The organism is Caminibacter pacificus (assembly GCF_003752135.1).
GTDB lineage: Bacteria > Campylobacterota > Campylobacteria > Campylobacterales > Nautiliaceae > Caminibacter > Caminibacter pacificus.
This window is the reverse complement of the sequence record NZ_RJVK01000004.1, coordinates 24,823-46,191: the sequence shown is the minus strand read 5'-3', so window position 1 is coordinate 46,191 and position 21,369 is coordinate 24,823. Positions and strand designations below refer to the sequence as shown.

Sequence of the window (21,369 nt, the reverse complement as noted above, 5' to 3'; positions counted from 1 at the left end):
GCGAGCCATGGATTTACAAAACGAAATTTCCAAACTCTTACCCACCACAACATACATCACACGTGTAAAAATTGAAAACGAAAAAGCGGAACTATTGGAGTTCAAACTCCTAAAATCCGGAAACTACACCCAATATTCCGCAGAAGAGTTCAATAAAGACCTATGTCTTCAAAACCTAAGCCCAGAAGACAAAGAGTCTCTTATAAAAAATCTACCCAAATTAGTAAAACAAGAAACTTTCGTATTAAAATATAAATTCAAAGACAAAAACGGCAAATATCATTTTTTCAAAGACATCCTAAAAGTAATAGACAAAACCGACAACATCTACACGATTCTCGGAATAGGTATAGATATCAGCAAAGAAGAAGAGCTCGTTCAAATATACAACACGCTCCAAAACTCCCCTCATATCGGGGTTTTGATATACAAAAACAAATTCATTTACGCCAACAAAACTATTTGCGACATATTAGAAACCGACCAAAAAACCATATGTACCCTAAACCCTACCGATATTCTTCCTGATAAATTCAAAGAAAAAATAAACAAAGTCGTCGAAAAAAGATTAAGAGGGGAAGAGTTTTTTAATTTCGTAGAAGTAGAAACGAAAAGCCTAAACAACAGCCGCAGACATCTTAAGTTTTTCTCCCAAACAATCCTTTACGACCACGATTACGCCGGGTTTTTACTCGCAATAGATAAAACCAAAGAGATTAAACACCAAATGCTTCTTAAATTGATTTCGGATATAAATAAAATTTTGCTTGAAGAAAAAAATGAACTGACACTTTTGCAAAAGTGCGTTCAAACTATTAAAAAATCAAAGCTTTTTATCGATGCGACTTTGAATCTCATAAACAACCCTCAAAAACCGCCTCAAGATTACGAATCGTTGATATCTTTGCCTATTGTCATAAACAAAAAGCTCATTGCCACTATCGATATTTTCTCAAAATACAAAAACGACTTCGATTCATCGACAACGGAAATTCTTACCGAAATCAGTACGAATATCCAAAAAGCTATAGAAAACATCACTATTACTAATATTTTATTTATCCTAAAAGAAGCGGTTGAAAAAAGTTTTCAATGGGTAGTAATAACGGACAAACAAGGAAACATCCTTTATGCAAACGACGTAGTATTTAAGTTAAGCGGCTACTCAAAAGACGAACTTATAGGCAAAAACGCAAATATATTCAAATCGGGACTACATAATAAAGAGTTTTACAAAAAATTATGGAATACGGTCACAAAAGGTGAAGTTTTCGAAACGGAAATAATAAACAAACGCAAAGACGGTACACTTTTTTATCTAAAAGACAGAATAGTTCCCGTAAAAGTAAACGACAACTACTTCTTCGTCTCCCTTGGTATGAACATTACAAAAGAAAAAGAACTCGAAGCGAAAATAAGCGATTTACAATACCTCGATTCTTTAACGGCTCTTTTGAATAGAGACGGATTTTTGACAAAATCGAAAAAAATCATAGAAGAATATCCGAACCAAAAATACGCCCTTTTACTTATAGACATAAAAGACTTCAAAATCATTAATAAAATAAAAGGCTCGAAATTCGGAGACATCGTCCTAAAAAACATCGCAAACATATTAAAAGAAAATTTTGCCAACTATCTACCCTCAAGAATAGGAAACGACGAATTCGCACTTTTTATACCTTTTAACAACGAAAGCGAAATAATTATCCACGCCCAGCAAATAATAGAAAAAATTAAAAACCTGACTTTTCCGGAGTACAACCCTTCCGTAAATATCGGAATCGCTTATTATTTCTCACACGCCTACACCCCGAAAAGACTGCTTGAATGCTCCTCAATCGCACTTCACATAGCAAAACAAAACGAAAACAGCTTTGAAATATACAACCCGAGCCTCTCGCATAGCCTAACCGTATATATAAAAACGAAAAGCGCCATAAACAAAGCTCTAAAAAACGACGATTTCGAATACTATTTCCAACCTTATTACTCTCTTAAACAAAAAAAATTCATAGGTGCGGAAGCGCTTTTGAGGATAAAAAACACCCAAATGAGTACCGAAAGCTTCATACTTTACGCCGAAACAAGCGGAATAATCAAACAAATAGAACAAAAAATGCTAAAAAAATTAGCCGATACCGCAAGAAAAATAAAAATACCAATATCTTTTAATCTCTCATCAACCTCACTAAAAGACAAAAAACACGTTGAAAATATTATCTCTTTTTTTAAAGGTATAGAAGAAAATATAACTATAGAGGTTACCGAGAGATTACTTGTTGACGGAAGTTTCGAAATTTTTAAAAAACTAAAAGAAAAAGGTTTTAAAATAGCAATTGACGATTTCGGCAGCGGTTACGCATCTTTTAAATACCTAAAAAACCTTTATGCAGATATCCTAAAAATAGATAAAGATTTCGTACAAAATATCAATTCATCCGAAAACGATAAAAAAATCTTCGAAATAATCCTCGATTTCGCAAATAAATTCAATATGCAAACCATTTCCGAAGGAGTAGAGACAAAAGCACAAGAAAAAACCTTAAAAGAACTAAATTGCGACCTGATTCAAGGATTTTTATACTCAAAACCTCTACCTCTAAATAAATTACAAAATCTTTTTAAAAAATCTTCCCAAAAAATCTTGACATAAAAAATTTTTTTACTTATAATTTCAATCCACAAAGACAAGCGAAACGGAGTGTAGCGCAGTTTGGTTAGCGCACCTGGTTTGGGACCAGGGGGTCGGGGGTTCGAGTCCCTCCACTCCGACCATTTAAACCCACTATAAGTGAAAGCTTACCTGAGCTTCTCACTTGTGGTGGGTGTAGCTCAGGTGGTTAGAGCGCCAGGTTGTGGCCCTGGAGGTCGCCGGTTCAAGTCCGGTCATCCACCCCATTGCTCTATCCAGTTCAGCGTCCGTAGCTCAACTGGATAGAGCAACGGACTTCGGATCCGTAGGTTGTAGGTTCGAGTCCTACCGGACGCGCCAAAACCTAAAAAGCTTTAAAAAATAAGCGCCCTTAGCTCAGCTGGATAGAGCAACGGCCTTCTAAGCCGTAGGTCGCAGGTTCGAGTCCTGCAGGGCGTACCACTTTTATCATAAATTTCTCCTAATAAGCGGGAGTGGCGGAACTGGCAGACGCGCCAGACTTAGGATCTGGTGCCGCAAGGCGTGGAGGTTCGAGTCCTCTCTCCCGCACCATTTGAAACCCCCATAAATACGATGTTTTGATAACTTTTAAACTGATGAGGTGTCCTCAAAGGTGTCCGTTTTTAATCAATTTTCTCAAATTTCAACTTCATTTAATTCATAATCTATTCATCAAAAACAATGTTTCAAAACTTCACACTTACTAAAATTTTCAAAATATTTGTTTAGTTTTATGGAAACTTTCAAAAGCTGTGTTTCCTTTTGTTTCCTTGTCAAAAATCTTGTTGCCTTTTGTTGACTTTTCAATTTGCCCGTAAACTTCTGTTAACTTTTTCTGATAACCAGTTCACCTTTATAGGCAAAAGCTGGGAATTTATGGTGCTTTTTTTCACTTTTAGCTGGGATTATGCCGATAAAAAAGGAGTTCATAAGCAGTTGCAGTGTTGTATTGCTGAGCTTAGACAGGGGCTTAGCAAGGGGTCGGTAAGCAGGATACCCCACCCCCTTAAAAGCGGTTTTTGTTTTTGCAAGGCTAAGCGTCCGATTGCTAATATGCAGGGTAAATAATCTTTAACCCACCCCCTCTCAAAAGTTAACTGGTTAACTCCTTGGTTAACTTTTTGTCAAGCGGTTGACATTTTGGTTGACAAATCAGTTGACATTATAAAAAGCCGTAACATCTCCTAATTTTCGACAATTTTCCTACTTTTAAACAGATAAATTTTTGTCAAGTATTATGTCAACTGGTTGACATTTTTTGTCAAGTGGTTAACTTTTTGGTTAACTCTCTTAGAAGCCCTAAATTTCGGTATATTTAAAGAAAAAAATTAACTAAATTTGTCAACCGATAGTTAACTACTTGACATCGGTTAACTCTTTAAAAACTCCTATATTTCGGGAATATTAAGCATTTTGTCAAGAATGTTAACCACTTTTTTTTCAGTTTTGTGTGTGTAAAAGCTGGGGTTGGCGACCACCGCAGGCGATTTTCACCTCAAAGGACCCGCTTGCTTTTTAAGGTCCTTGTTGGGTCCTTTTTTGCTTGAATTTCATTTGCGGGCACTCGCGACTCCAAATTTCATACACTCATAACGAAAATTTTTACTTCAAATATTCAAACAATGAAAAATCGCTATATAATGTAAGCGATTTAAAATCATTCCTTGAAGTAAACCTAAAAGTTTCAATAATGTTAAACAATAATTTTTGAAAAACTGCTTAAAAACTACCGATATTCCTTGCTTTTAAAAAGAAGTTTCAAAAATGATTATTGAAATATTTAAACCTAAAAAAATTGTATTGTGTGAGTGAATTTTGGGAGTCGCAAGCCCCGCAGCCAAAACTTTCGCTAAGCAGGACCCGCTTATTCTCTTATAAGTTCCTTAGTGTAAAGATAAAGCGTAAGCAAAATAAAAGAAGTTGAGATTATTAAAGCCGCAATATCGTTTTTGATGAAAATAGTTAAAACAATACTCAATATCACCCAGCTTACGACCGCTATTGTTAAAGCAATAACAAACCTTGCTATTTTCCACATTAAAATAATATCTTTCATTTATCCAGCCTTACACTTAATCATTACTTCATTATATCATAATTGAAAAAGCCGGTATGAGCGTTTTTAAACCTCATCGGCTACCTACATACTTGAAAATCATTTTCGTTGATTGTAGAGGCTAATATAGGGCAATTTGAGAGTGTTTTATTTGATTGAGACTTTTTCCATTAATTGAAGTTTTAAGTCTTTGTAATTTACTTTTTTTGTTTTTAAATATTCATTATAAAAATTCACAAAATCATCAAGGGTTTTAATACCATACCAATGTTTTAAAAGTTCCTCATCTAAAAGAGAGTGAAAATATCTACCGACCATTATTTCATAAGGAATATTTTTAATTGCATCGTCTAAAGTATCAGATTTTATTTCACTTATAAGCTCAATACCAAACTGCTTTAAATACTCTCTCATTAAGAATATGTCTTCCTCTAACGTTGAAATATTTATCGCATTACCAGATTTGTCTATAAATTCTCCTGAGTATCTGTCTATCTCACTATAAAAGTTCAAATATGTTCCCGTATCAGCCATAAAATAAAACTCAGTTTCAATACTATCCTCACCTAAATCCTCATATTCCATAAACTCTTTAGCCTCTAATAGTAAGTCTTCCATACTTGCTTTTAGGAAGTTTGGATTTGCTATTGTCTTTAACTGACTACCGCTTGTCTCTCTTATTGCCTTAATAGCTCTTGCATATATAGCCGTTATGAGTTCTACTTCTTCATACTTAGATGATAATCCCCTAAATACTTCTAAATGTTTCTTATAGGTGTTAACTTTTAGATTATAAGTTTCAAAATGTTTTTGTAAGTTTCCTAAGAGAATAAAAAGTTTTTTTTCAAAAAAAGAAAGATTTGCGTATATATATTTAATTCTTTCTATTTTATTCTTACTATTATAACTATCTATATTATACTTACTATTGTCAGACATTGATGTCTTAGGGGGTAAGACATTCGTGTCGAAAGGGGTCGGACTTTGATGTCCTACCACCTCGGACATTGATGTCGTAAGGGTAAGACCTGTATGTCCTAAGGTGAAGTATGTTTTACTGCCTTTTTCTAATGCAAAATATTTTCTAATTAAGCCTAATTTTTGCAGTTTTTCAATTATCCTTAACATCTGTCTTTTAGTGGAAATATTCAAAAGCGGATTATCCTCAATAATCTTTTTGTAAGCTATATGAGTATATTCCGTATCGTTGATGATTATTCTGCTTTGTTTAATCTTTTTGTGTTCTGTGGTGCATAACTGAGCTATATATTCAAATATAGCTATATCTTTTAAATCCAGCCATATCTGTTGCTCTTTTGGCTTATCTTTGTTATAATCACTTAGAAACTCATAAAAGGCTTTTTGCCTTATCGTTATAAACTCTCTCATTAATTTCCCTTTTTGATGAGGTTGTTATTTTTCCTGTAAGGCGATTTTGTTACAATCAATAGGCAGGTAGCGGCAAGCCTTTTTTAATGCCTCAGACTTGCTTTTAGCCGGTAATACGATAGCTTTTTTACCTGCCTCTATCTGATATAAGCCGTTGTCTAATTTATATATTTTTACCTCAGCGTTTTTCATTGATAATCCTTACTCATCCAGCTTGTAAAGCCGCTTTTTTTGCTTTTAAATATTCGATAATTTTTTCAGTCAACGCCACCTGACCCTTTGAAGTTACATAGGTTGTCTTAACCTGTTTTTCCCCGGTAGGCGTATGAATTGCCTTGGTTTTAACTTCAAAATATCCCCTGTCTATATACGCCTGATACGGCTCATTATTTATCATAAGATAGCCGTTATCCCTTAGCCATTTAAAAAGCCGGTTTTGACCTATTGTATAGCCTCTCTTGCTTATGATTTTCGCCCATTCTCTTATTTTGATTGAAGTTTTGGAAGTTTCTACCTGCTTAGCAAAAACTATATAAGGCAGGTTTTGCTGGAGCTCTTGTTGAAGTTCTATCCTCTTTTGCTTTTCCTCTTTGAATTTTTGTAAAATCTCAATCATAAAGTCAGGATTATTTAAAGTCTTTTCTATTACTTCATCTGTGGCGTATAAGCCGTGTTTTCTAATTGCCGGTAATACTTCATTTGTTACCCAGCGTTTGAATTTTTTGGCTTGTGGGAGTTTACTATTGAAAACCAACGCATAAAAACCGCTTTCGTTAATAATAGTCATCTCTTGCATTCCACCGGGTGTCGGTATTTTACCGACCCCTTTGTCTTCTTTATCCACTAATTGTCTAATAGCGTCTGCCGGTCTTTTGTATCCAAGTATAGTTGCGACGTCTTTTGCTACAAACCAAGGTTCACCTGCCTCATCTTTTAAAACTCTTACCGCTCCGAATTGGTGATTATTGAATACTTTGATTTCCATTATTTCCCCTCCAATGATAATATTTGCTCTTTCAATTCTTCACTTAGATTGTTAAGCAGTTCATAAAGCTCGTTAATATCATTCACAACCTCATCGAATGCTATAACCTCATCTTTCATCTCACATTTTTCATCAAATATCTTTAATAATTCACTCAGCCTGTCCGTTTTTTCACCCAAAAACCTAAGGGCAATATCAATATTTTTAGCCGTTCTATCAATATGACAGATAGTTTCATTCATTTAATATCCTTTTGCATAATCGCATATGTGGAAGTTCCTATTCTTCTTTGGATAGTATCAAGACTTTCAGTGATTTTGTCTAAGAGCCGTAGAGCGTTTCTCGCATTGTCTTTGGTGTATTCGTCCAAATCGTCATCTTGAATAAATTTATCGGCTATAAAACTATCAAGGGCACTTATAAAAGCCAAAACGTTATCCAGCTCGACATCCGCATCGCTTAAATTGCTGATTATGTCATCTCTTGATAGTTCTATTAAAGGATGTTTATTCCAAAAATGAGCCATTTCATCTTTTAAACTGACTAACTTACTCTCACCTCTTGGCGTTATTGCTATCGCTTTTTCATCTTCTACCGGAATTATTCTTGCTATTTTCATTTGATACCCCTTTATGTTATAATTTTTTGCTATTTTGATTTGATACCCTTAGAGGCTTTTGCCTCTATTCTGTCTATGATTTCATCTTTTAACTCTAATAACCTTTGCTTTACCTCATCATCGTTTGCTAATTTATAACTTGTGATTTTTCCTATACCGCTTGGAATATTCACTATGCCGCTTTTGCCGATATACTTTCTTATCTCCACGATTATTTTTGATAAATGCGTAAAAGAGCAGTTATTTACGACTCTATTTAGCTCTTCTCCAGCTAACAGCTTATCTATACACTCAATTACACGTCGGCTGTTAAGCGTTCTCCAATTGATAGATTTCATTACCCGCCTACCATTTCGATTTTGTGGTCTTCAAGCCATTTTTCAATCTCGCTCCTTTTGTATCTGATGAATTTCCCGACTTTGCTGTATGGAATGCGTCTTTCCATTCTCATTCTGTTTTGTGCGTGAATGCTTATGCCGTATTCCTCTTGCAGTTCCTCAGGCGTTAACCACTCTTTTTTCACCATACCTTTAATTGCCTCAGCCATAAGTCTTTGCACCTCATCTACTCCAAGCTGACTTAGCAGTTCCGCTCTATTCATTTTCACTCCTTTGTGGTGGTGTGTTTTTTGGTATTATATGATTACAAAAGTATTGTATCATATTTTTTGTATGATACAAAATTATCCTTGTATTATAAAAGGAGAAATATGAAAAAAAATGAGCTTTTAGAAAGATTAAGAAAAGATTTAGGATATAGCAGAAAAAAAATTGCTGAATATTTGGAAGTTTCCCCAACCACAATTGAAAGATATGAGAAAGGCAAATTGGATTTCAATGAAAGAATAAAGTATATCCAAGGCATCTCTGCTCTGTATGGAATAGATAGTTCTATTTTTAATGTAGACATAGATATAGATATAAGTGAAAAATATGTGAAACAGCATTTATTAACTAAATTTAGCAAAAATTTTAGACTATTACTTTATTTCTTAAATTTTGATATTACTAAAAAAGACTATCAAATATTTTTATCAGAATTAGTATTTAATTATTTTAATAAAAACACTAATTTTATCGTAAATTCAAACTCGTCACCATTATCTTTTAATAATTTAATTAATTGCTATAAAGACATAGAGATAGATTTTATAAATTCTGATAAAGAAGAAGAAATAATTTTAAAAAATTTGAAAGAAGACAAATATAAACAATGTCTTATATCTCAAATAATAGCGGTTGTCGCTATCAATACTTTTAATCCTAAAGATTTTTTTGAAAAAAATGTTATTGAATATATATTAAAAAATTTTGATAATCTCAATTTATTTGATTTTATAAAAAACTTAAATTTAATCGTTGCTACTGATTTAGGGAATATAGGTATAACTATAAAAGAAATACACGATATAAAAGCACAAATACTAATAAATTTTAATACATTACTTCAACAAGGTATTACCTTAACAAAAGAAAATATAAAACATTATCAATTTAAAATTGGAAAATTTGAAAAATCCCAAAGTATCCCAGCCCCAACCGACCCAAAAGACAAACAGATATGCGAACTGCTAAAATACGCCCCGCCTGCGTTTAAAGATAAGATAATAGAGAAGTTACTCAAGTTCAAGGATGAGGTGGAAGATATTTAATACACCTCATCAAAAATTATATAGTTATTATTTCTAATTCATCAATATATTTAAAATCTTTCAAATTAAGAGTAATAAGAGGCGTTTGTTTTATAATAGCTGTAGCAGCTATAAGAGCATCAGGCAGGTTCAAATTATGGCTTTTAGAGTATGTTTTGATAAGCTCCACTGCTTTTATAGAAATAGCCGGGGTTAAGTGATAAATATAAAAGTCTGATAAAAATTTATCAAGCTGATGAATTTCCCTCTTGTTAAAAGCTCCATAATAAAGTTCCATTTGCGTAATAGATGAAATTGCAAAGTCCTCATCTAAAGAGCTTAATTTTGTAGCAATGCTTTCATTTCCTTTAAATATCTCAATTAATATATTTGTATCTAATAAAATCATCTCCACGCTTTTTTTCTAATTTCTTCAATATCAATATTTTTATCTTTCCAAATTCCAACCATTTTATCAAAAGCGGGTTTTTTCTTAATGCTCGTTTGCACTAATTCCTGTATAAGTTCAGATATAGTAATATTTCTCTTTTGAGCTTCTTTTTGTAGTTGCTCAAATATATTGTCTTCAAAATAAACTTGAGCCGTTTTCATAATATACCTTTTTTATTATCATTATATCATATAATAAGCGATGAGGTTGATTTCGTTTGCTATAATATATAGGAGCAAGAGCAGGTGGAAATAATTTTTGTAGCTCATTATCCCACAAAATATCTTTATAATTCGACCTAAAATAGCCTACAATCAAAAAACTACCTCAGTAGGTATGTATATAGCCCAAAAGAAAAAGAGGCTTATTTCGGCTCTATTATTTCAAGCATTTCCTGATTTGCTTTTTGGGTAGAGGCGTGATAATTGATACTCACATACTTATTGATAGTCGTTGCGTTCTTATGCCCTAATACGCCGGATAAAATAGATGTGGAAACGCCTTTTTCAAGCAGGGCGGACGTTAAAATATTACGGCAGTAGTGCATATGAAATTCAGGCATTTTGATATGCTCTTTTAATTTATCCACCTGTCTATCGATTTTATTTATAGGCTTACCTTTTTTTACCGGACTTTCAAACACATAGCCGCTTGCTTTTGGACCTAACTCAAGCAGAGCCAGCTTAATAATAGGCGGCAGGTCATAACGCTGATTTTCATTCGGCTTAGTATCAGCTATCCAATAGTAATTATTCTCAAAATCAATATGTTCCCATTTTAAATTGAGTATTTCACTTTTTCTTCTGCCTGTAAGAGCGAATAAAAATAAAGCCCTGTAAAACGGGTCGTCGGCAAATACTTCCATTATGCCGGTATATACTTTTTTTAGCTTTTCTCCGGCATTCGTTACCATTTTTTTAGTATCTTTTACTTTTACGTTGATATTCTCTGCCGGATTTTCTTTGATAATTTTATTGCGGTGAGCGAATTTAAACACGGGCTTAATAACATCAAGCACTCTTTTTCTTGTAGTGCTTTTCAAGCCTTTATCTTTAAGAGCCGTAAGAATTTGTAATAAGTCAATCTCTTTTACCTTGCCTATTTTCTTTCTGCCTATTTCGTTTTTGAGGTATAAGTTATATATCCTGCGTCTTTTGTTATCCCAATTCTCAGATACGGGATTATTTTTCACATATAGTTCAAACACGTCATCAACGCTTAACGTCTCATTGAGTTTATATCCGCTTAAAATATCTTCCCTATATTGATTAAGCATACTAACCAGCTCTTTTTTATACTCTCTCAAACTCCAATTCGGACGTTCTTGTAAAGTCACTACCTTTCTGTATCTTTTACCATTGACTCTAAAATCAAATAAAAATTTCAGCTTATCTTTTTTATGCTGTTTGATATTTGCTAAACCTATACTTTTAAACTCTTTTGAATTGATAGCCATTGCTTGCCTCCATTCTGCCTCCACCCCGCCGGGTGTCCTCTTGGGTGTCCGTTTTTTAGCTATTTCATATCAAATCAAAGTATATCATATCAAAAAATAATTTCCAAAAAGCCCTAAAATACGGGGTAAAATCAAACGAAAGAAAATCAATGAAAAATACGGCGTGGAGGTTCGAGTCCTCTCTCCCGCACCATTTTAAAAATCACTTTGTTTAGTGTCTGACATTATAATTTTCCTAATAAAACCTTTGCATTTTATTCAATTTTTAGTAAAATATCTATCACAAACGGGGACATAGCTCAGCTGGTAGAGCACCACGCTGGCAGCGTGGGGGTCACGGGTTCGAGTCCCGTTGTCTCCACTTGTTCAAAAAATCCTTTAACTCTTCAAACGGCATTGGTTTTGCAAAATAGTATCCCTGAAGACAATCTGCATTAAGTTTTTGTAGTATTTCCACTTGCGTTTTTGTTTCTACTCCCTCAACAACCGTTTTTAACCCGAATTTATGAGCGAAGTTTATTATCGTTTCTACAATAGCCAAATCTTTTGTAGAATTTTCTATATTTTTAATAAATGACATATCAATTTTTATAAAATCAGCCGGTAAATCTTTGAGATATGTAAGTGACGAATACCCGGTACCGAAGTCATCGATTGAGAGTTTAAAGCCTTTTTGTTTAAAAAAACTGAAAATTTCTTTCGTATATTCGATATTTCCGGCTATTTCGCGCTCTGTCAATTCTATAATAACCGGCAAATTTTCGTATTCTCTAAAAAGAGTTTTGATATGTTTTTCATCACTAAGAGATTTTCCGGAGATATTAAAAGAAAGAGATATATCGAGTTTTTTTAGATATTCGATATATTTAGGAAACATTATTTTTTCAATCTCCTTAATATAGCCGCTATTTTCGGCAAAATCTATAAAAACGTCCGGATAAATCAGTTTGCCGTTCAAATCAATCCTCAAAAGTATTTCAGCCCCCACTATCTCAAAACTTTTTGCATCTACATAAGGCTGAAAATGATACACAAAAGCGTTTTTCTTAATAGCTTTTATTATCAACTCTTTTACGTCCGAGTATTCTTCTATTTTTTTCTGATATCTTCGCTAAAAAATTCGCTCGCGAAATCTCCTTTTTGTTTTGCAATCTCCAGCGCAAGATACGCTTTTTCTATCAGTTTTACAATATCTTTCGAATGCTCTGGATACAATGCTATTCCAACGTTTGCGGAGATTTTATTATGAAAGTTTCTTAGATGTTTTATTTTGTGCATCAGCCTATTTATTGAAGCAGTAATTTCGTTTTTACTCGAATATTCGGTCAAAACGGCAAACTCATCACCTCCTATTCTCGAAATAAATGCGTTTGAAAAGGTCTCTTTGAGGAGTTTTGCCATATCTTTTAAAAGCGCGTCACCTTGCGCGTTTCCGTTTAATTGATTGAATATTTTAAAGTCTCTCAAATCCACAATTATCAGTGCGTATTTATTATCGTTTAGTTTTTGTTTTAGGAGTTTTACGAACTCGCTTCTATTTAAAAGTCCGGTAATCAGGTCTTTTTTGAGTTTGTTTTGGAGTTTCTTTTCGTGAGTTATATCAAGCGCCAAAAAAATAAAATATTTTTTCCCGTTCGGAGCCAAAAGCGGAATTATTTTGGTTTTTAGATAAAAAGATTTACCGTATTTGTCTTTATTTATGAGAGTAGTTTCTACAATTTCGCCGTTTGATATTTTATTCCAAAGCTTTTGATAAAACTCTTCGTTGTGATATTCGGATTTAAAAACACTCGGAGTTTTTCCGAAAATCTCAGAAAAACTATAACCGCTCACCTCCTCAACGCTTTTGTTCGCATATAAAATTTTTCCGTCTTCATCCGTTATCAAAACCCACGAATAAGCTTTATCAAGAGCTTCTTGTAAAAGTTTCAGATAGGTCATATTTTCGCTCTTTTTGAGAGCAAACTCTATATCTTGCTTGGCTTCTTCGAAAATCGCAAGCGTTTTACTATCGAAATCATCGACATATTTGGAACAAACACCGATTGAAGCGTATATTTTCCCCTCTTTGTTAATAGGGAAAAAGAGTATTGAGTTGTAGTTTTTGCTTAACAAATCTTTTTTAATATCCTCATTGACAAAGTTAAACTCTTCAATAGAATTTATCACCAAAAATTCATCATCAAGCAGATATTTTACAGCACTACATCGATTTTTGTATTTTTCATCTGCTTTTAGATTTTCTCTTATTTTTAAAGACAACTTTTCATCAAAATTCCCCCGGCAATACTTAGGCTCCATCATATTAGTTTCTTCATTACGAATAGAAATACACACGCACTCAAAAGCGCCTTTTTTATAGAATATTTTCGGCTATGTTTTCAAAAATCTCTTTTTCGCTCTCTTTTGTAATTATCGTCTGGTTGATATCTTTCAAAATATCGATTAAAAAGTTTTTTTTCACATCCTCGCTAACATTCAAAGCAATAGCCAAACCGGCATATTTTCCTTCGTATTCGACTGTTTGAGACAAAAACTTTATATAAGTTCTTTTTTTATTTTTAGTGACTATTTCAAGAGGAGGATAAGGAGTGTGAAAGACCTCTCCTTTTAAGCGTCTGTTTATTGTCTCTCTTATTTTTTTTCTTAAATTTTCATCGGGAAACACATCCTCCGGAGCGATTTTAATTATCTCCTCTTTGCTCATTCCTATCAAATCACAAAAAGTCTTATTTGCATAAATTATCTTTTCTCTATACAAAATAACAGAAACATAAGGGTTTTCTTCAAAAAGTTTGAGATAATCTTCTATTTTCATACGCTCCTCCGATACTTTAAAACAACATCGGCATATTTTTTTTACAAATTAAAACTCTCTTTTCAACATATCCTTCATCAACCTAAACATACCACCTTTTAGATTAATCACCTCTATTCCGTTTTTTTCCAAAATTTCGGCAGCTACAGCGCTCCTATGTCCCGTACGACATATAATTGCGAATTTTTTCACTCCGTTTTTTTTAAGAGTTTGCAAAAAATCCCTATTTATCGACCCGTCACGCAGAAAAAACGTATCTCTTAAGGCTCCCGGTATCACACCCGTAGCTTCCCACTCCGGAGGCGTTCTTATATCTACAATCGTAATGTTTTGATTACGGAGTTTTTTTATATTCTCAACCGTAGCGTCCACAGAAGTAAAACCAAAAGCGGCTATCGCAAAAAATAATAGTATAATTTTTTTCATAAAAACTCCTAAAGGCTGAAATTGTATAGTTTCAAAAAACTACTAAACGAAATAAAAAAATACAAACGCGAATTTATTCTCGCTCAGATTATAGCATTAATAGCCACTATAATATCAATACCGATACCCCTTTTAATGCCTTTACTTATAGATGAAGTACTTTTACATAAGCCCGGCTTATGGACCAAGACCATAAGTGCGGTTTTCGGAAACTGCTCTGCGTTTTGTTACGTATTAGTCACTCTTTTTGTGGTGGTCTTTTTAAGAAGCGCCTTTATAGCCCTAAACGTCGCACAAACATACTTTTTTGAAAAAATAACCAAAGACATCACTTACAAAATTAGAATCCGCGTCTTAGAACACCTGAAAAGACTTTCCCTAAACGAATACGAAAACCTAAAAACGGGGGATATCGCAAGTCGTCTGATTAGCGACGTAAATACTGTAGAAGAATTTTTAATAAAATCGGTCTCAAAATTCGTAATTTCAGCACTTACGTTAATAGGAGTGGCGGTTGTACTTCTTCTTATCAATTGGAAACTCGGACTTTTTATATTGCTTTTAAATCCTTTTGTCGTTGTGCTGTCTGGTAAAATCGCCAGAAAAGTCAAAAAATATAAACGCGAACAAAACAAGGCAATAAGTATCTTCCAAGAAGCACTGATAGAAACGCTTGAGCTTTTCGAGCAGATAAAAGCATACAACAAAGAAAACTTCTTTTTCAAAAAACTTATAGGTTTATCAAAAGAGCTCAAACAAAAGTCTTTTGAATTCAGCTACAAAAGCGAGGCGTTTAGTAGGGCGAGTTTTTTGATATTTTTGATAGGATTCGAGGTATTTAGAGCCGCCGGAATTTTGGCGGTTGCATACGATACTTTGAGTATCGGACTGATGCTGGCAGTATTTGGGTATCTTTGGTTTATGATGAGCCCTATGCAAGAGATTATCAATATCCAATACGCATATTTCGGCGCAAAAGCGGCTCTTGAGCGAATAAACGAAGTGCTGGAGCTTCAAAAAGAACCTATTTTTCCGCATAAAAAAGACCCTTTTTCTCAAAACGTCACAATAGAAGTCAAAAACTTAAGCTTCAAATATAAAGAGAGCGATTGGATACTAAAAAACGCAAACGCTACCATAAAACCAAACACAATTACCGCACTAATTGGCGCCAGCGGTGGCGGAAAAACCACGTTTGCAAAGCTGATTTCGGGATTTTTCGTACCGAATGACGGCGATATTTTATATAACGGCGCAAGTTTTAAAGAAATAGGCCTGGACAAAATCCGCCAAAACGTCGCATTGATTTTGCAAGAAACAAGACTCTTTAACGACACTTTGCGTTTTAACCTTACACTCGGCAAAAATTTTGACGAACAAGAAATATGGGAAGCTCTGAGACTTGCTGAGCTAAAAGATACGGTCGAAAAGTGGCCTGAAAAACTCGATACGTATGTCGGTAAAAACGGAGTAAAACTCAGCGGCGGGCAAAAACAGCGCGTAGCAATTGCAAGAGCCCTGCTTCATAAGCCCAAAATAGTAATTTTAGACGAATCCACCTCTGCCCTTGATATCGAAACGGAAGATAAAGTATTCAAAAACATAGAACCTTTCCTAAAATCCAGAACCTCTATCATCATCGCGCACAGAGCCGAGACAATCTCAAAAGCCGAAGAGATTTTGATGGTAAAAGACAAAAAAATCGTTACTCTCTCTCCAAAAACTTCTTAGCGCCTTTTAGTTTTTTTGTCTGTTTTTTGAGCCACTCGTCAAGCTCGCTTAAATCTTTTCTTTTATGACACAGCGCTATAACTTCATACTGAGGGTGGTTTGCAAAGCGTTTTTTCATTTCGCTTTTTGGAAGTTTAAGAGCTTTTTTGATATCTCTTTTTAGGTTGTGATATTTTTTGTTAAATAATTCGTGAATCTCTTTTACATATTCGTATTTTTCGCTTTTTGGATTCAAAATCCCATACAAATCATCAATATTCCTATCAAGCGCCATTTGGATGATATTGTTCTCTTTTATATCCCCTAAAATTTTATGTCTTTTTAGATATTCGTCGGTTTTGAGTTTTACGAATTTCATATCTTCAAATATCAAAACCCACCCCTCTTTACTAACACAAACCTCTTTTTCTTCCAAATAATCTCTCAAAGGTTTCGGCTCACACACCGGCGCACACTCGACATTATATTTTTGCGCCTTTTTTTCAAATTCCAAATCATACTCCCCGGTTTTTAAGTCCCTCACCTGAATTAAAATCAAAGCTTCTTTTCCATAATCCATTACCACCTGACTTTTTTCAGAAACATACTCAAAAAGAGGAATTTTCCCCTCATCAAAACATTTCAAAATAAACTCTTTTAAATTAGGAGATTTTTTCAAGATTTCATTAGAACGCAACGCCTGATAAGAATCGAATCTTAGTTTGCTTTTAAAGTAAATTTTTCCGTCTATCAATATAGGCTGCATAAGCGTTCCGTCTATTTTTTCTTGGACTTTTATAATTTTTTTATCTATCAAATCCTCCACCATCCAACCGGGCGCTTGGTTTAGCTCGAAAAACTTATGAATCCCTAAAAATCTCTCCCATTTTCCGTCGTTTTTAATAAAAGTAAGAGCCCTAAGCTCCCATGCATTATATTTCTTAAACTCTTCAAAATCCCCTTGTTTATAATGATACACCGCTACTTCTTTTCCCAAAAATTCGAAATCTTTTCTAAAAAACTGCTTGGAATTCTCAACGATATAATCACACTCTTCTTTACTCGGTAAATAAAACATAAACCGCAACCTTTAAAATTTTTTAGTGTAATTATATCAAATTATGGTTTTTAATCGTCGTTTTTTCGAATATGTTAAAATACCTTTCAAAGGATGAATAATATTTCAGATTGTCATTTAAATATCAAGTTTTTTTAGTACAATACGCACATAAAAATTGACTTTAGGAGAATAATGCTAAAAATAATAACAAACCACCATTTAATTTCTTTAGTAGGCTCATTGGATAAAAACACGATTCAAAAAGCCTATTACCTAAAAAAAGAAAAAAATATGACAATAGACCTAAAAGAGCTAAAAAGTATGGATTACGAGGGTGCTTTGTTTTTGGTGGAGCTCTCAAAAAACCACAAAATCATCAATCTGCCTCCTCATTTAAAAGAACTTTTTAATTTCGTAGCTCAAAATGCAAAAGATTTAAAAATTCCGGAGCAAAAAACAAACTTTTTATTTCACGCATCAAACTACCTAAACGACATCTTTTTCGCAATAAAAGAAAACACTATAAACTTCCTCCTTTTTTTCGGCGAATTTATCTATTTTTTGATATTTTTAATCACACATCCTTGGAAATTCAGATTTAAAGAAACGGCGGCCATTATCGTAAAAGCAGGAGCCGGGGCGTTGCCGATTGTGGGGCTTACTTCTTTTTTGGTGGGTGTTGTTATGGCATATCAGGGCGCTATGCAGCTTAGCAAATTCGGAGCCAATATCTTTATCGTAGATATGCTTGATATCTCTATTTTTAGAGAAATAGCCCCTCTAATAGCAGCTATAGTCGTAGCCGGTAGAAGCGCATCCGCTTTTAGTGCCGAAATAGGAGTAATGAAACTCACGGAAGAAATTGACGCTATGAAAACATTGGGATTCGAGCCTTTTTGGTTTTTGGTAATTCCAAGAGTAATAGCGATGATTATCGCAATGCCTCTAATCGTGTTTTTCGCCGATATGATAGGGATTTTGGGAGGTATGATAATCTCGGCTCTTAGTTTAAACATCGGATTTGATATGTTCCTAAACAGAACCCGAGACGTTTTATCTTTAACGCAAGTTTTCATAGGGCTTGGAAAAGCTCCGTTTTTCGGAATAGTCATAGCGCTTATCGGAACGTATAGAGGTTTTCAGGTGCGAAATTCTACTCAAGATATAGGAAAATACACCACAAAAAGTGTCGTAAACGCTATATTTTGGGTTATTGCGCTTGATGCCATATTTTCAATTATCTTTGCAAAGTTCGGAATATGAAAGAAATAATAAAAGTAAGAAACCTAACGACTAAGTTCGGACAAAAAGTAGTCCACGACAACATCAGCATTACGATTTACGAAGGCGAAATTTACGGCATTTTAGGAGCCAGCGGAAGCGGAAAAAGTACTCTTTTAAGAGAGATGATACTATTAGAACACAGCTTTAAAGGGCTTATTGAAATAATGGGAAAAGACATCACGAAACTAAGCTTAAAAGAAGAGATAGAGCTCAAAAAAAATTGGGGTGTTTTGTTTCAATTCGGGGCACTTTTCAGCTCTTTAAACGTACTTGAAAATATAAGCGTAGTCCTTGAAGAATATACCGATTTACCGGAAGAGTTCATAATCAAAACAGCCATATCAAAACTAAAACTCACCGGCTTAAAAGAAGAAGTCGCCTACCAAATGCCGAAAAACTTAAGCGGAGGTATGGTAAAAAGAGCGGCACTCGCAAGAGCCTTGGCGCTTGATCCCAAACTCCTCTTTTTAGACGAACCCACAAGCGGCCTTGACCCGGTAAGCGCAAGGGCTTTCGATTCGCTGATTAAAGAGCTACACTCGCTTTTCAAACCGACGGTCGTTATGGTGACACACGACCCTCAAACAATCGCAAACGTTTTAGATAGATTTTGTATATTAATAGACAAAAAAGTGGTATTCGAAGGGACATTCGACGAAGCAGTAAAATCCACAGACAAAAAAGTCCAAAAATTTTTAAAACCAATATTAATGGAGATAGAATGAATAGAAGAGTAAACTACATAATCCTCGCGGTTTTTACCCTGCTTTTAACGGCAGGTGCGGTATATTTCATATATTGGCTCGGTAAGTTTAACGCAAACAAAAAACCCAAAAACTACTACCAAGCGATTTTTCACGAATCCGTCTCAGGACTTAATATCGCCTCACCCGTAAAATATATGGGTGTGAATATCGGAAGCGTAAAAAAAATCACTATCAACCCGAACGAGCCGAACTCCGTAATCGTAACTTTTACGGTAGATAAAAATATCCCTCTTAGAAAAGACTCGTACGCAGTACTCGAGCTTGAAGGAATTACGGGATTAAAATATATAGAAATCGAAGGAGGAAGCAAAAATTCCCCTATTCTCAAAACGTCAAAACACCACCCCGCAACAATCAAAACAATCCCGTCATTCAATGCAAAACTTTTCGAAGCGTTATCGAGTACTACGGACAAACTAAACACATTACTCGATAATCTAAATACGATATTAGACCCTAAAAAAGCTTCTCATTTACAAAATATGCTTATACATCTCGAAAAAATCAGCGCATATTTAGACAAAAACAAATATATGCTAAAAGACACTATCCAAAACTTCAATCAATTACAAAACAACCTAAACAAAACTATCACCGCCTTACGAAAAGACATTCACAACCTCACAACTCATACGATTAAAACTGAAAAAGCATTTACTCAAAACTTCAATCAGCTAAACTCAAACGTCTCTTCTTTCGTAAAAAACAGCAATATTTTAATTTCCGAGCTTACAAAAAAAACAAAAGAGGGACAGTTCGACCTAAAAGACGCACTGCTTGAGAGTTTCAAGCCGATAGACACCACAAGCAACGAAATTAAAAAAGCCACAATAAAACTCGAAAACCTATTAAACGAACTCCAAAATTCACCAAGCGATATTATTTTCAAAAAAGCAAATCCACCAAAAGGACCTGGAGAATGAAAAAACTACTTCTGATAACACCTCTTTTTTTTCTTGCGTGCAGCAGCAAAAACGTAGTAACGAACTACACGATAAATCCGAACGTCCAAATCACGCAAAAATCCGATAAAACGATAAACCTGCAAATCCAAACGACCCCTATCTTACAAACAAGAAAAATATATTGGCAAAAAGGCTTTGAGAAAAACCCGTACCTCTACTCTCAATGGATAGATGACTTTGACAACCTCATAAAAAAAAGCGTATATAACGCACTCTTTAACGCCTACAAAGCGGTCTATTTCGATAAAAAAGCCGACATAAACCTAAAACTCTTCGTCACAAACGCAACCCACGTCGTTACCAAAAACTCATCTTACGTAGTGCTTGATATCAAAGCATACGCAAACGACAAAACAAAAGATTTCCACTACAAAATCCCATGCTCCCCTAACGCAAAAAGCGCCGTTGCGGCATTTAACAAAGCGGTGGAAAAATTTGAGAAGGATTTGGTAGAGTGGTTAGGAGGTTTTTAATCCTCCAACCAATTTTGAAGCTTTAAACCTTTAATTCTTCCGAACTCTTTTGTGTTATTCGTAACCAAAACGGCATTCAAACTCTTTGCATGAGCCGCAATTTGTAAATCATACGCCCCTATAATTAGTCCTTGTTTTTCTAGTTCCACTCTTATTTTCGAATACTCTTTTGCAGCTTTTATATTAAAATCAACGATTTCAAAGTTATTTAAAAACAAATCAACGATTTTGATAAGCTTTTTAGAGTTTTTCTTTTTTGCGCCATACAATAACTCACTCGCGACGATAGAAGATATTATAATGTTTTTGTTTTCAAGTTTCGATTTCGGAATAAACCCTTTAATAATATACGAGCAAATATTCGTATCCAGCATATAAAACATTAAAAAATCTCTTTTGACGGAGTTAAAGGCTGATTTCTCTCATCTAAAAAATCTTTTGTTATCTCTTTGTTTTTTTCTATAAGTTCAAACAACTCGTCTAAAGAGTTTTTTTTGGGAACAATTACTATTTTATCCCCTTCTTTTTTAATTTCGACCAATTCTACATTATCGTCAATAAAATTTTTAGGAATCCTAATGGCCTTTGAATTTCCGTTTTTAAAAACTTTCGTAATCATTTTTA

Annotated in this window: 25 protein-coding genes and 6 tRNA genes; 13 read left to right on the top strand and 18 right to left on the bottom strand. The window is 34.2% G+C overall.

What is annotated here, in order from left to right:
- The first annotated feature begins 7 nt into the window (after positions 1-7).
- The 6 genes from EDC58_RS07800 to EDC58_RS07775 all read left to right on the top strand — a co-directional run bounded on the left by EDC58_RS07800 (position 8) and on the right by EDC58_RS07775 (position 3,208).
- Positions 8-2,656, top strand: a complete 2,649-nt coding sequence (locus EDC58_RS07800) for an EAL domain-containing protein (protein ID WP_123352954.1) — start codon at positions 8-10, stop codon at positions 2,654-2,656.
- A 44-nt stretch (positions 2,657-2,700) separates the two neighbouring features.
- Positions 2,701-2,778 (top strand) — tRNA-Pro (locus EDC58_RS07795).
- Positions 2,779-2,824: 46 nt separating this feature from the next.
- A tRNA-His gene (locus tag EDC58_RS07790) sits at positions 2,825-2,901 on the top strand.
- A gap of 17 nt (positions 2,902-2,918) precedes the next feature.
- Positions 2,919-2,995: transfer RNA gene (locus EDC58_RS07785), tRNA-Arg, on the top strand.
- A 25-nt stretch (positions 2,996-3,020) separates the two neighbouring features.
- Positions 3,021-3,097, top strand: a tRNA-Arg gene (locus EDC58_RS07780).
- 26 nt (positions 3,098-3,123) lie between these two features.
- Positions 3,124-3,208, top strand: a tRNA-Leu gene (locus EDC58_RS07775).
- A 1,312-nt stretch (positions 3,209-4,520) separates the two neighbouring features.
- Here the strand turns inward: EDC58_RS07775 and EDC58_RS07770 are convergent.
- The 8 genes from EDC58_RS07770 to EDC58_RS07740 all read right to left on the bottom strand — a co-directional run bounded on the left by EDC58_RS07770 (position 4,521) and on the right by EDC58_RS07740 (position 8,306).
- Complete coding sequence (locus EDC58_RS07770; RefSeq protein WP_123352953.1) at positions 4,521-4,712, bottom strand: hypothetical protein; 192 nt, start codon at positions 4,710-4,712, stop codon at positions 4,521-4,523.
- A 147-nt stretch (positions 4,713-4,859) separates the two neighbouring features.
- Positions 4,860-6,101, bottom strand: a complete 1,242-nt coding sequence (locus EDC58_RS10095) for a hypothetical protein (protein WP_170151134.1) — start codon at positions 6,099-6,101, stop codon at positions 4,860-4,862.
- Positions 6,102-6,125: 24 nt separating this feature from the next.
- Entirely contained in the window at positions 6,126-6,293 is a 168-nt protein-coding gene (locus EDC58_RS10090; protein ID WP_170151133.1) for a hypothetical protein, read from the bottom strand.
- A 13-nt stretch (positions 6,294-6,306) separates the two neighbouring features.
- Positions 6,307-7,086, bottom strand: coding sequence for a BRO family protein (locus EDC58_RS07760; RefSeq protein ID WP_211325240.1), 780 nt, complete (start codon positions 7,084-7,086; stop codon positions 6,307-6,309).
- Entirely contained in the window at positions 7,086-7,328 is a 243-nt protein-coding gene (locus tag EDC58_RS07755; protein WP_123352950.1) for a hypothetical protein, read from the bottom strand. Before EDC58_RS07755 ends, EDC58_RS07760 begins: the two co-directional genes overlap by 1 nt.
- The gene (locus EDC58_RS07750; protein ID WP_123352949.1) at positions 7,325-7,705 is read right to left on the bottom strand and encodes a hypothetical protein; all 381 of its coding nucleotides are present in this window, start codon (positions 7,703-7,705) and stop codon (positions 7,325-7,327) included. Before EDC58_RS07750 ends, EDC58_RS07755 begins: the two co-directional genes overlap by 4 nt.
- Positions 7,706-7,734: 29 nt before the next feature.
- The gene (locus EDC58_RS07745) at positions 7,735-8,043 is read right to left on the bottom strand and encodes a hypothetical protein (protein ID WP_123352948.1); all 309 of its coding nucleotides are present in this window, start codon (positions 8,041-8,043) and stop codon (positions 7,735-7,737) included.
- Positions 8,043-8,306 carry a helix-turn-helix domain-containing protein gene (locus EDC58_RS07740; protein ID WP_170151132.1) on the bottom strand — a complete coding sequence of 88 codons (264 nt, stop codon included), beginning with the start codon at positions 8,304-8,306 and terminating at the stop codon, positions 8,043-8,045. Before EDC58_RS07740 ends, EDC58_RS07745 begins: the two co-directional genes overlap by 1 nt.
- Before the next feature lie 108 nt (positions 8,307-8,414).
- On the opposite strand from EDC58_RS07740, the gene EDC58_RS07735 reads away from it, so the two are divergent.
- Positions 8,415-9,356, top strand: a complete 942-nt coding sequence (locus EDC58_RS07735) for a helix-turn-helix domain-containing protein (protein ID WP_123352947.1) — start codon at positions 8,415-8,417, stop codon at positions 9,354-9,356.
- Positions 9,357-9,372: 16 nt separating this feature from the next.
- Here EDC58_RS07735 and EDC58_RS07730 read toward each other — a convergent pair whose 3' ends face one another.
- The 3 genes from EDC58_RS07730 to EDC58_RS07720 all read right to left on the bottom strand — a co-directional run bounded on the left by EDC58_RS07730 (position 9,373) and on the right by EDC58_RS07720 (position 11,242).
- Positions 9,373-9,744 carry a type II toxin-antitoxin system VapC family toxin gene (locus EDC58_RS07730; RefSeq protein ID WP_123352946.1) on the bottom strand — a complete coding sequence of 124 codons (372 nt, stop codon included), beginning with the start codon at positions 9,742-9,744 and terminating at the stop codon, positions 9,373-9,375.
- On the bottom strand, positions 9,741-9,947 hold the full coding sequence (locus EDC58_RS07725) for a ribbon-helix-helix domain-containing protein (RefSeq protein WP_123352945.1): 207 nt from the start codon (positions 9,945-9,947) through the stop codon (positions 9,741-9,743). The genes EDC58_RS07730 and EDC58_RS07725 overlap by 4 nt, the downstream gene beginning before the upstream one ends.
- 203 nt (positions 9,948-10,150) lie before the next feature.
- Positions 10,151-11,242 carry a tyrosine-type recombinase/integrase gene (locus tag EDC58_RS07720; protein WP_123352944.1) on the bottom strand — a complete coding sequence of 364 codons (1,092 nt, stop codon included), beginning with the start codon at positions 11,240-11,242 and terminating at the stop codon, positions 10,151-10,153.
- A gap of 288 nt (positions 11,243-11,530) precedes the next feature.
- On the opposite strand from EDC58_RS07720, the gene EDC58_RS07715 reads away from it, so the two are divergent.
- Positions 11,531-11,603 (top strand) — tRNA-Ala (locus tag EDC58_RS07715).
- Here EDC58_RS07715 and EDC58_RS07710 read toward each other — a convergent pair.
- Genes EDC58_RS07710 through EDC58_RS07695 form a run of 4 tightly spaced genes read right to left on the bottom strand, consistent with a single transcriptional unit; the run spans position 11,577 to position 14,486 of the window.
- Positions 11,577-12,308 carry an EAL domain-containing protein gene (locus tag EDC58_RS07710; RefSeq protein WP_170151131.1) on the bottom strand — a complete coding sequence of 244 codons (732 nt, stop codon included), beginning with the start codon at positions 12,306-12,308 and terminating at the stop codon, positions 11,577-11,579. The genes EDC58_RS07715 and EDC58_RS07710 overlap by 27 nt on opposite strands.
- A 23-nt stretch (positions 12,309-12,331) precedes the next feature.
- A complete protein-coding gene (locus tag EDC58_RS07705; RefSeq protein WP_123352942.1) occupies positions 12,332-13,546 on the bottom strand; it encodes a sensor domain-containing diguanylate cyclase in 1,215 nt (404 codons plus the stop codon).
- Positions 13,547-13,598: 52 nt separating this feature from the next.
- Positions 13,599-14,060, bottom strand: coding sequence for a PAS domain-containing protein (locus tag EDC58_RS07700; protein WP_123352941.1), 462 nt, complete (start codon positions 14,058-14,060; stop codon positions 13,599-13,601).
- Positions 14,061-14,108: 48 nt separating this feature from the next.
- Positions 14,109-14,486 (bottom strand): rhodanese-like domain-containing protein, encoded by a 378-nt coding sequence (locus tag EDC58_RS07695; RefSeq protein ID WP_123352940.1) that lies wholly within the window; start codon positions 14,484-14,486, stop codon positions 14,109-14,111.
- Positions 14,487-14,507: 21 nt separating this feature from the next.
- Here EDC58_RS07695 and EDC58_RS07690 point away from each other — a divergent pair, with 21 nt between their 5' ends.
- The gene (locus EDC58_RS07690; RefSeq protein ID WP_123352939.1) at positions 14,508-16,217 is read left to right on the top strand and encodes an ABC transporter ATP-binding protein; all 1,710 of its coding nucleotides are present in this window, start codon (positions 14,508-14,510) and stop codon (positions 16,215-16,217) included.
- Here EDC58_RS07690 and EDC58_RS07685 read toward each other — a convergent pair.
- Entirely contained in the window at positions 16,192-17,274 is a 1,083-nt protein-coding gene (locus EDC58_RS07685; RefSeq protein ID WP_123352938.1) for a hypothetical protein, read from the bottom strand. The genes EDC58_RS07690 and EDC58_RS07685 overlap by 26 nt on opposite strands.
- 174 nt (positions 17,275-17,448) lie before the next feature.
- Here EDC58_RS07685 and EDC58_RS07680 point away from each other — a divergent pair, with 174 nt between their 5' ends.
- The 4 genes from EDC58_RS07680 to EDC58_RS07665 are packed head-to-tail and all read left to right on the top strand — an operon-like array spanning position 17,449 to position 20,745.
- Positions 17,449-18,519, top strand: coding sequence for an MlaE family ABC transporter permease (locus EDC58_RS07680; protein WP_123352937.1), 1,071 nt, complete (start codon positions 17,449-17,451; stop codon positions 18,517-18,519).
- Positions 18,516-19,265, top strand: coding sequence for an ABC transporter ATP-binding protein (locus tag EDC58_RS07675; RefSeq protein ID WP_123352936.1), 750 nt, complete (start codon positions 18,516-18,518; stop codon positions 19,263-19,265). Before EDC58_RS07680 ends, EDC58_RS07675 begins: the two co-directional genes overlap by 4 nt.
- Complete coding sequence (locus EDC58_RS07670; RefSeq protein WP_123352935.1) at positions 19,262-20,230, top strand: MlaD family protein; 969 nt, start codon at positions 19,262-19,264, stop codon at positions 20,228-20,230. Before EDC58_RS07675 ends, EDC58_RS07670 begins: the two co-directional genes overlap by 4 nt.
- Positions 20,227-20,745: a hypothetical protein gene (locus EDC58_RS07665; protein ID WP_123352934.1), complete on the top strand. Its 519-nt coding sequence runs from the start codon at positions 20,227-20,229 to the stop codon at positions 20,743-20,745. Before EDC58_RS07670 ends, EDC58_RS07665 begins: the two co-directional genes overlap by 4 nt.
- Here the strand turns inward: EDC58_RS07665 and EDC58_RS07660 are convergent.
- Together EDC58_RS07660 and EDC58_RS07655 are read right to left on the bottom strand one after the other, a co-directional pair.
- A complete protein-coding gene (locus tag EDC58_RS07660; RefSeq protein ID WP_123352933.1) occupies positions 20,742-21,128 on the bottom strand; it encodes a type II toxin-antitoxin system VapC family toxin in 387 nt (128 codons plus the stop codon). The two genes, EDC58_RS07665 and EDC58_RS07660, sit on opposite strands and share 4 nt — an antisense overlap.
- Positions 21,128-21,364, bottom strand: coding sequence for an antitoxin (locus EDC58_RS07655; RefSeq protein ID WP_123352932.1), 237 nt, complete (start codon positions 21,362-21,364; stop codon positions 21,128-21,130). Before EDC58_RS07655 ends, EDC58_RS07660 begins: the two co-directional genes overlap by 1 nt.
- Between the last annotated feature and the right edge of the window lie 5 nt (positions 21,365-21,369).